Here is a 9,331-nt window from a genome sequence, read left to right as displayed (position 1 = left end):
TAATTCGCCTACTTCATCCAAAAAAATGGTGCCGCCATCGGCTACTTCAAAATAGCCTTCGCGCGTTTGTGTAGCCCCAGTAAACGACCCTTTTTTTTTTTTTTTAAGTTCACTATCAATGGTGCCTTCATGAATGGCCCCGCAGTTGACCGCAATGTATTTACCGTGTTTACGATGCGAAAGGGAATGAATAATCTTCGGAATGCTTTCTTTTCCTACACCACTTTCTCCGACCACCAACACCGAAATATCGGTGGGTGCCACTTGAATTGCTTTTTCTATGGCGCGGTTCAATTTGGCGTCATTTCCGATAATTTCAAATCGTTGTTTGATACTTTGTACACTTTCCATAAGTCAAGGAATTAAAGCAATTGTTTTTTTACGGATACTGCTTTTAAAAGCGTCCGGATGGCTTCTATTTGGTCGGGTTGGAGTTGCGTTTTAAATATAGGTAAAGCTGAATTATGATGCGTGTAAATTAAAAACCAGCGTTTGGTTTCTTTCACCTGGTAAATCGAATGCCAACTTCGGGATACTTGAAAACTGCTTCCTTTTTGTTCGATTTCTTTTTCGTTCAAACGCAATTGGTGCAGTTCTTGATTTTTTGGGTTATGCAACAACGACCGTTTCAACGTCCAAAGAAAATAACCGTAAATTAGAAGTCCAATGCCTACCAAGAGCAAACCGTTAAACGAAGCCACCCAATATTCAGGAAGTCGGTAATAAAGCGCTGCAAAAAGACTGCATCCCAATAAAATTCCTACGGTAAAAAGCAGGAATTTCACGATAGTTTTTTCAAATAATACATACCGCGTAGCCAAGGCCATTTCTTGCAAATCGGGTCGGTATTGAATATGAATTTCCATGATTTACGATTGCATTCGCTCAGCATAGCCAATGGCCTCTCCGATGAGTGTTGCCGAGGTACAGTCGGTTACCTTAACCATGACAAAGTCCCCGGGTTTATAATTTTCTTTAGGGAAAACGACTACCGTATTTTGCGAATTACGTCCGCTCCAATGCGCATCCGAACGTTTCGATTCTTTTTCAATCAACACTTCGACTTCTTGTTCCAAAAAGCGACGGGTTCGTTCCCATCCTAATTTTTGTTGAAGCGCGATAATTTCATTCAAACGTCGTTTTTTGACCTCTTCCGGCACATCATCTTCCATTTTGCGCGCAGCCAATGTTCCTGGGCGCTCTGAATAGGCAAACATGAATCCAAAATCATACTTGGCATATTCCATTAAGGACAAGGTGTCTTGATGATCCTCCTCTGTTTCTGTCGGGAAGCCAGCAATCATGTCTTGCGATAACGAAATCTCAGGAATGATTTCGTAAATTTTATCGACCAATGCCATATATTCTTCTCGTGTATGCTGACGATTCATCGCTTCCAAAATTCGTGTGCTTCCACTTTGAACGGGTAAGTGAATGTACTTACATATATTATGGTGCTTGGCCATCGTTTCGATAACCTCCAAATGCATGTCTTGTGGGTTGGAAGTGGAAAAGCGAAAACGCATTTTTGGAAACTGAGTAGCACAGAGGTCTAAAAGTTGTGCAAAATTGACCGCCGTCGCTTTTTGCATTTCTGAAGCTTTGACAAAATCCTTTTTTAACCCGCCGCCATACCATAGATAACTGTCCACATTTTGTCCCAAAAGCGTTACCTCTTTGTAGCCTTTATCCCAAAGATCTTGAATTTCGGCCAGAATACTTTGCGGTTCACGACTGCGTTCACGTCCACGGGTAAAAGGAACAACGCAAAAAGTACACATGTTGTCACAGCCTCGCGTAATGGATACAAAGGCATTAACACCATTACTGTTTAAACGCACCGGGGCGATATCGCCGTAGGTTTCCTCTTTCGACAAAATTACATTGATGGCATCGCGACCGTCTTCCACCTCTTTTAAAAGGTTGGGAATGTCCTTATAGGCATCGGGTCCTACCACCATGTCAACAATTTTTTCTTCGTCCAAAAATTTCTCTTTCAAGCGTTCGGCCATGCATCCCAAAACACCCACTTTCATCGAAGGGTTGATTTTTTTTACCGCATTATATTGCTCCAAACGCTTGCGAACGGTTTGTTCCGCTTTGTCACGAATCGAACAGGTATTGACCAAAACCAAATCGGCTTCTTCCAAATTTTGGGTCGTATTGTACCCTTCATTGGCCAAAATAGAAGCCACAATCTCACTGTCTGAAAAATTCATCTGACAGCCGTAGCTTTCGATAAACATTTTTTTGGTGTTTCCTTGACGTTCGTCGAGAATCAAACTTTGTCCTTGTATACTTTCGTTAATTTCTTTTTCCATCGACCTTGTGCCGTTCAATTGCGTGAAACGGACTGCAAAGATAATACTAAAATCAAATATATGACAAGATGGCAGTGTTAATCTTGAGAGGAAGTCATTTTATACACTATACCCAAATTTTGAGTAAAAAAGGAGATAAATCCAAATAGTAAATAGGTGTCTTTTGACATAACATACATAGGCAATTGAAAACGCTTCCTCTTGGAATTTAAAAAAAACACCTACTTTTGCCCCAAACAAAACAATGAATGGCAAAAAATTTAGTGATTGTAGAGTCGCCTGCCAAGGCCAAAACCATTGAAAAATTTCTTGGGAAAGATTTTCAGGTGGAGTCGAGTTATGGACATATTGCCGATTTACCTTCCAAGGAAATAGGAGTAGATGTTGCCAATGGCTTCAAGCCCAAATACGAAGTTTCTCCCGATAAGAAAGCCTTGGTTAAAAAACTCAAAGATCTTGCTAAATCGGCCGAAATGGTTTGGTTGGCTTCCGATGAGGACCGTGAAGGAGAAGCGATTTCTTGGCATTTGGCAGAAGAACTGAAGTTGGATCACCAAAAAACAAAACGCATTGTTTTTCATGAAATTACCAAAACCGCCATTCAAAAAGCGATCGAAAATCCAAGAGGTATCGATTATAATTTAGTCAATGCACAACAAGCCCGGCGTGTACTCGACCGTTTGGTAGGGTATGAGCTTTCGCCCGTTTTATGGAAAAAAGTGAAAGGGGGACTCTCAGCGGGGCGCGTGCAGTCGGTTTCTGTTCGCTTAATTGTCGAACGGGAACGTGAAATTCAAGCGTTTAAAGCTGAACCTTCTTTCAGTATCGCTGCAGAATTTGCGAATGAAAAAGGGAAAGTTGTCAAAACGAAGTTGGCTAAAAACTTTTCAAGCCAAGAACAAGCGGCACGATTTTTATCTCAAAATATCGGAGCTGAATATACAGTAGGCGATTTAGAAACGAAACCGGCCAAAAAATCACCTGCGCCCCCATTTACGACGTCAACGTTGCAACAAGAAGCGGCACGTAAGTTATACCTTCCTGTGGGAATTACCATGCAAATTGCACAACGCCTCTACGAAGCAGGTTTGATTACCTACATGCGTACCGACAGCGTAAACTTATCGCAAGAAGCTATGGCAGCCGCTAAAGCGGAAATCTCAAGATATTATGGCCCTGAATTTAGCAAACCGCGCAATTTCAACACCAAGTCCAAAGGCGCGCAAGAGGCCCACGAAGCGATACGTCCCACCGATATGTCACGCCACTCGGTTGATTTGGACCGTGATCAAGCACGATTGTATGATTTGATTTGGAAACGAACCCTTGCTTCACAAATGAGTGATGCCGAATTGGAGCGAACCCAAGCCAAAATTCTGGCCAATTCGCATTCAGAACCTTTTATTGCTTCAGGAGAGGTGATCAAATTTGAAGGCTTTTTAAAAGTCTATTTAGAAGGCCATGATGATGAAGAAGATGAGCAAGAAGTAATGTTGCCTGCCATGAAAGTCGGTGAGCGCATGGTAAACCAACACATATCGGCCACCGAACGTTTTTCGCGTCCCCCAAGCCGCTATACTGAAGCCTCTTTGGTTAAAAAATTAGAAGAATTAGGCATCGGACGCCCTTCGACTTATGCGCCTACGATTTCAACCATCATGGGAAGAAATTATGTAGAGAAAGGAAGTTTTGAAGGCCAAGAGCGAAAATACCAGCAATTAGTGTTGAAAGACAATCAGGTCATTACACAAACCTTGACCGAAAATGTTGGGTCAGATAAAGGGAAGTTAGTGCCCACCGATATTGGGATTATCGTGAATGATTTCTTGGTAAAAAACTTTGAGACGATTCTCGACTATAATTTTACGGCTAAAGTAGAGCAAGATTTCGATGAAATTGCAGAAGGGAACCGTGATTGGGCGGCAATGATGAATGATTTTTACAAGCATTTTCACCCCAATGTAGTCGATGTGGAGCAAAATGCCGATCGTGAAAGTGGGGAACGTATTTTAGGTACTGATCCCAAAACAGGAAAACCCGTTTCGGTGCGTTTGGGAAAATTTGGACCTATGGCACAAATTGGCGATGCAGAAGATACGGCTAAACAGTTTGCCAGTTTACGTCAAGATCAAAACATCAGTACCATAACGCTTGAAGAGGTGTTAAACTTATTTGAATTGCCCAAAAAATTAGGGGTGTATCAAGGGGAAGAAATTGAGGTGAATAATGGGCGCTTCGGACCCTATGTGCGTTTTGGTAAACAGTTTATTTCGCTTCCCAAAGGAATGGATCCTATGGATGCTACTATGGAATTGGCGCAACAATTAATTGATGAAAAGAACCAAGCCGATGCCCCAATCGGTTCTTACGATGGGTTGCCCGTACAAAAAGGGGTAGGGCGCTTTGGGCCTTTCATTAAATGGAATGGGATGTTTATTAATGTCAGCAAAAAGTACAATTTTGACCATCTTTCCGACGAAGACATTCAGAATTTGATTGTAGAAAAACTCCAAAAAGAAGAAGAGAAAGTACTTCAAGAATGGCCCGAGGAGAAAATCCGTATCGAAAAGGCACGATGGGGACGTTCCGTGATTTTAAAAGGTAAAATTAAGATAGAATTAAACAAGGATATTGATGCTGCAAAGTTGACTCTGGAGGAGGTTAAAGCTCTGTTGGATAAAAAAGCACCAGCAAAGAAAGCTCCTGCCAAGAAAGCACCTGCCAAAAAAACAGCAACAACCAAAAAGAAATAAAAGGTTATGGAATTTGATTTTCTAACCCCATTGGAGACCGATTTGATCATAGATATCAAACGTTTGTCTTCACAACAATTGGGACAAAAAGTTGTTTTTCACACTCAAGAGGCTTTTCCCGATGTCACCCAAATTGACATAGCTATTGTTGGAGTGCCAGAAAATAGAGGAGCGCAAAGTTTTGTAGCGCTCGAGGACCTCTCCGAAATACGAATGCAATTGTATCGATTGTTTCCCGGAAATTGGAATAAAATTATGGCCGATATGGGCGATATCAATCCCGGAAATTCTCCAGAGGATACCTATTATGCCTTGCGAAAGGTGGTTTCTAAATTGTTGAAGAATAAAATTGTACCTATTATTATAGGAGGTTCTCAAGACCTTACTTATGCCGTTTATAGAGGGTATGATGATTTGGAGCAAATGGTCAATTTGGTTGCTATTGATAACCGTTTTGATTTTGGCAAACAAGACGACAGCATTCCAGCGTTGGCGTATTTATCCAAAATGATAGTTGAAGAACCTACGAATTTGTTTAATTACAGTAATATTGGGTATCAAACGTATTATAATTCGCAAGAAGAAATTGACTTAATAGAGAAATTATACTTTGATGCATACCGTTTAGGGGATGTCAGTGCTCAAGTGGCACTTGCCGAGCCCGTTTTTCGAGATGCTGATTTAGTGAGTTTGGATATGACTTCGGTGAAATCGTCGGATTCAGGGAATTTTATCGATTTTCAACCGAACGGATTTAGCGGAAAAGAAATCTGTGCTTTGGCGCGTTATGCAGGAATTAGCGATAAAGTGAGTGCCTTTGGTATTTTTAACCATCAAGCAACTTCTCAAGAAGCTCCACTCATTGCCCAAATTATTTGGTATTTTATGGAAGGGGTGAATTTCCGTTCTAATGAATATCCCTTTGGAAGTCGGGAACATTATTTAAAGTATATTGTACCCTTTGAAAATGAGGAAATCGTGTTTTATAAGAGTAACAAAACCGATCGTTGGTGGATAGAAGTTCCATTTTTTTCAAACATTCACAATAAGCTACATAAAAACACGTTATTGCCCTGTACTCATGACGATTATTTGGCCGCTTGCAATCAAGAGTTCCCCGAACGTTGGTGGAAAGCACAACGAAAGAGTATTTTGTAACAACCAAGCAATTTTTGTAAGAAATATATTTCAAAAATTATCAAAGTTGCTTTTTAGCGATAAATAAATGCACTTAATCGACATTTTCTCATTGTCAATTCAACTTAAGTTGTATTTTTGATTTGTGAAAAAAAATTTAAGAAGCAAATAATTGTTTTTTTGAAAAATAATAGATAGGTTTACGGCCTCAAAAAAAATAATATAAATTAACCCAAGTTATATGAAGAAGTTCATTGCGTTTGCATCTGTTTTAACCCTATTAGCCAGCTGTGGGAAGTCCAGTGACAAGGGCGAATTAGTAGGAGTTAAGGGTAAAAAATGGCATCCCGAAAAACCCTACGGAATGACATTGGTTCCTGGTGGAGCTTTTATCATGGGTAAATCAGATGATGATTTAGCTAATGTACAAGATGCGCCTACGAAAACAGTGACGGTTCGTTCCTTTTACATGGACGAAACAGAAATCACGAACAGTGAATACCGTCAGTTCGTAGAATGGGTTAAGGACTCTGTCATCCGTGTTCGTTTGGCTATTTTAGCTGATGAGGTAGGTGTAAAGCCAGGTGCCGGTAAAGGCGGTAAAGGTGGGGGAAGTATCGGCGATTTTGCATTTGCTGATCAAGATCCAGCCAAAATGACGCCTTACGACAAATACATGTACGAGAATTACTATAGTGTTGGTACACCTGATGATCCTTATGCGGGTCGTCGTTTGAATCGTAAAGTAAAATTGATTACCGATACTAAAAAATACCCTGATGAATATTATGTAGAGGTAATGGACTCTATGTATTTGCCAGCTACAGAATCCTACAACGGTTTGCGTACGATTGACGTGAATAAATTAGAATTCCGTTATTCATGGATGGACATTCAAGCGGCAGCAAAAGCTAAAGTGGGTAAGCGTAGTAAGTTTATCCGTAATGAGAAAACGAGAGTGTATCCAGATACCACAGTTTGGATAAAAGATTTTGCGTACTCGTACAACGAGCCAATGCATAATGATTATTTCTGGCACCAAGCTTATGGAGATTATCCTGTAGTAGGGGTGAACTGGAAGCAAGCAAAAGCATTTTGTGCTTGGAGAACATTGAATAAAAACGTTTACATCAAATCCAAGAAAAAAGGAAGAGATTTGGTTAATTCCTTCCGTTTGCCTACCGAAGCAGAGTGGGAATACGCAGCGCGAGGAGGTCTAGAATCAGCAACCTATCCTTGGGGAGGTCCTTATGCTAAAAATGATCGCGGTTGTTTTATGGCTAACTTCAAGCCCAATCGTGGAGACTACGCAGCAGATCAAGCGTTGTACACAGTGGAAGCCAAATCATTTGAGCCAAACGGATACAATCTATACAACATGTCAGGTAACGTAGCGGAGTGGACCGATTCATCGTATGAAGCAGGGGCCTACGAATATGTTTCTACAATGAACCCTAATGTTCCAGATACGTCCAACAAGCGTAAAGTAGTGCGCGGAGGTTCTTGGAAAGATGTGGCCTACTTCCTTCAAGTAGGAACACGTGATTTCGAATACCAAGATACAGCACGTAGTTACATTGGTTTCCGTACCGTACAAGATTATATGGGTACGCAAGTTACCGGTAACGCTGGAAAAGCGGGAAGACGCCGCTAATTTAAATTGTATATTAACTAACTTAATTATATTAAACTTAACTAACTAAATTATTATTATTATGGGACTATTACCACCTAGAGTTATGAATTTCACCTACGGTATGGGTGCAGCTGTTGTAATTATTGGAGCGTTGTTCAAATTGATGCACTGGCCAGGAGCAAGTTTGATGTTGATCATCGGGTTAAGTACAGAAGCTTTGATTTTCGGTCTTTCTGCTTTTGATGCTCCTGAAAAAGAATTGGATTGGTCTTTGGTGTATCCTGAGTTAGCAGGAGGTCAAGCTAAAGCACGTGATAAAAAAGAAAACCCAGCAGAAGCTCAAGGTTTGTTATCACAAAAATTAGACAACTTATTGAAAGAAGCTAAAATTGATGGTGAATTGATGGCTAGCTTAGGAAACAGTATCAAGAACTTTGAAGGTGCTGCGAAAGCAATTTCTCCAACGGTTGATTCTGTAGCTTCTACTAAAAAATATGCTGAAGAGATGACCAAAGCGGCTACGCAATTGGAAACCTTAAACAGTTTATACCAAGTGCAGTTACAAGCGGCTGAGCGAAATGCTCAAATCAACAATGAAGTAGCTGAAAACAACTTAAAATTAAAAGATCAAATGCAGTCGTTAGCTTCCAACTTACAGTCGTTAAATTCTGTATACGGAGGTATGTTAACTGCAATGAGCAACCGATAATTAGTTTTAAACGCTCATTATTTATTTTAACGAATTAAAACTAATTAGAAGAAATGGCAGGAGGAAAATTAACCCCTAGACAGAAGATGATTAACCTTATGTACCTGGTTTTCATCGCGATGTTGGCATTAAACATGTCGAAAGAAGTACTTTCGGCGTTTGGTTTGATGGATGAAAAATTTGAAGAAGTTAACGCTGGAGCTAAAAAAGCAAATGAGGATATGTTGCAAGTTTTAGCTGCTAAAGCAGGTGAAAATGCAAACTTTAAAGTCGCATTAGATCAAGCTACTCGTGTTAAGGAAATTTCTAAAACTTTTTACGATTATTTAGAAACAATTAAAGGTGATATTACAAAAGATTTTCAATTAGATGAAAAAACTGGAAAACTTCCTTATGAAGCTATGGATAAGTCAAATATTGACGAACTATGGTTTAAAGGTGATGGTTATTCTTCTAAAGGAAATGAAATTGTAGGTGCTTTTGCAAAATACTTGTCTGACATGAAGGCAGTACTTGGTGAAAATGTAAAATTAACTCCAATTGTACGCGAAATTGATGCTAAATTTGGTACAAAAGATGTTAAGGATGGCGAGGGTGTAACTAAAAAATATTTAGATTACCATTTCAAAGGTTTCCCAGCCATTGCTACTTTGTCAAAATTGGCTTTAATGCAAAACGATATTAAAAAAGCAGAAGCAGATATTTACCAAATCTTATTAGGAAAAGCTGCTATTGAGACAATGTCTTTGAAAAACTTCCAAGCGATTGTTGCCTT

Annotated in this window: 7 protein-coding genes and 1 pseudogene; 5 read left to right on the top strand and 3 right to left on the bottom strand. The window is 39.9% G+C overall.

Features of this window, described 5'->3' with window-relative positions; translation table 11 throughout:
* From Q0037_RS09840 to miaB, 3 genes are all read right to left on the bottom strand, one after another.
* A partial coding sequence (locus tag Q0037_RS09840; RefSeq protein ID WP_297517674.1) for a sigma 54-interacting transcriptional regulator occupies positions 1–351 on the bottom strand: 351 nt, incomplete at its 3' end.
* An 11-nt stretch (positions 352–362) separates the two neighbouring features.
* A complete protein-coding gene (locus Q0037_RS09835; protein ID WP_297517671.1) occupies positions 363–866 on the bottom strand; it encodes a YcxB family protein in 504 nt (167 codons plus the stop codon).
* Positions 867–869: 3 nt separating this feature from the next.
* Positions 870–2,321, bottom strand: a complete 1,452-nt coding sequence (gene miaB / locus Q0037_RS09830; protein WP_297517668.1) for a tRNA (N6-isopentenyl adenosine(37)-C2)-methylthiotransferase MiaB — start codon at positions 2,319–2,321, stop codon at positions 870–872.
* 248 nt (positions 2,322–2,569) lie between these two features.
* On the opposite strand from miaB, the gene topA reads away from it, so the two are divergent.
* From topA to Q0037_RS09805, 5 genes and pseudogenes are all read left to right on the top strand, one after another.
* Positions 2,570–5,074: a type I DNA topoisomerase gene (gene topA / locus Q0037_RS09825; protein WP_297517665.1), complete on the top strand. Its 2,505-nt coding sequence runs from the start codon at positions 2,570–2,572 to the stop codon at positions 5,072–5,074.
* Between the two features lie 6 nt (positions 5,075–5,080).
* Positions 5,081–6,232, top strand: a complete 1,152-nt coding sequence (locus tag Q0037_RS09820) for a formimidoylglutamase (RefSeq protein WP_297517662.1) — start codon at positions 5,081–5,083, stop codon at positions 6,230–6,232.
* 220 nt (positions 6,233–6,452) lie between these two features.
* Positions 6,453–7,865, top strand: a complete 1,413-nt coding sequence (gene gldK, locus Q0037_RS09815) for a gliding motility lipoprotein GldK (RefSeq protein WP_297517660.1) — start codon at positions 6,453–6,455, stop codon at positions 7,863–7,865.
* A gap of 61 nt (positions 7,866–7,926) precedes the next feature.
* Positions 7,927–8,556, top strand: a complete 630-nt coding sequence (gene gldL, locus Q0037_RS09810) for a gliding motility protein GldL (protein ID WP_297517658.1) — start codon at positions 7,927–7,929, stop codon at positions 8,554–8,556.
* A 53-nt stretch (positions 8,557–8,609) separates the two neighbouring features.
* A pseudogene (locus Q0037_RS09805) lies at positions 8,610–9,331 on the top strand (gliding motility protein GldM); the annotation flags it as partial.

The sequence above is a fragment of the Flavobacterium sp. genome, from assembly GCF_027482425.1.
Lineage (GTDB): Bacteria > Bacteroidota > Bacteroidia > Flavobacteriales > Flavobacteriaceae > Flavobacterium.
This window is presented reverse-complemented; position numbering and strand designations above follow the sequence as displayed.

Excerpts from the sequence above, each read along its gene's own strand:
- Q0037_RS09835 (WP_297517671.1), bottom strand. The coding sequence starts at position 866 with ATGGAAATTCATATTCAATACCGACCCGATTTGCAAGAAATGGCCTTG.
- miaB (WP_297517668.1), bottom strand. The coding sequence starts at position 2,321 with ATGGAAAAAGAAATTAACGAAAGTATACAAGGACAAAGTTTGATTCTC.
- topA (WP_297517665.1), top strand. The coding sequence starts at position 2,570 with ATGGCAAAAAATTTAGTGATTGTAGAGTCGCCTGCCAAGGCCAAAACC.
- Q0037_RS09820 (WP_297517662.1), top strand. The coding sequence starts at position 5,081 with ATGGAATTTGATTTTCTAACCCCATTGGAGACCGATTTGATCATAGAT.
- gldK (WP_297517660.1), top strand. The coding sequence starts at position 6,453 with ATGAAGAAGTTCATTGCGTTTGCATCTGTTTTAACCCTATTAGCCAGC.
- gldL (WP_297517658.1), top strand. The coding sequence starts at position 7,927 with ATGGGACTATTACCACCTAGAGTTATGAATTTCACCTACGGTATGGGT.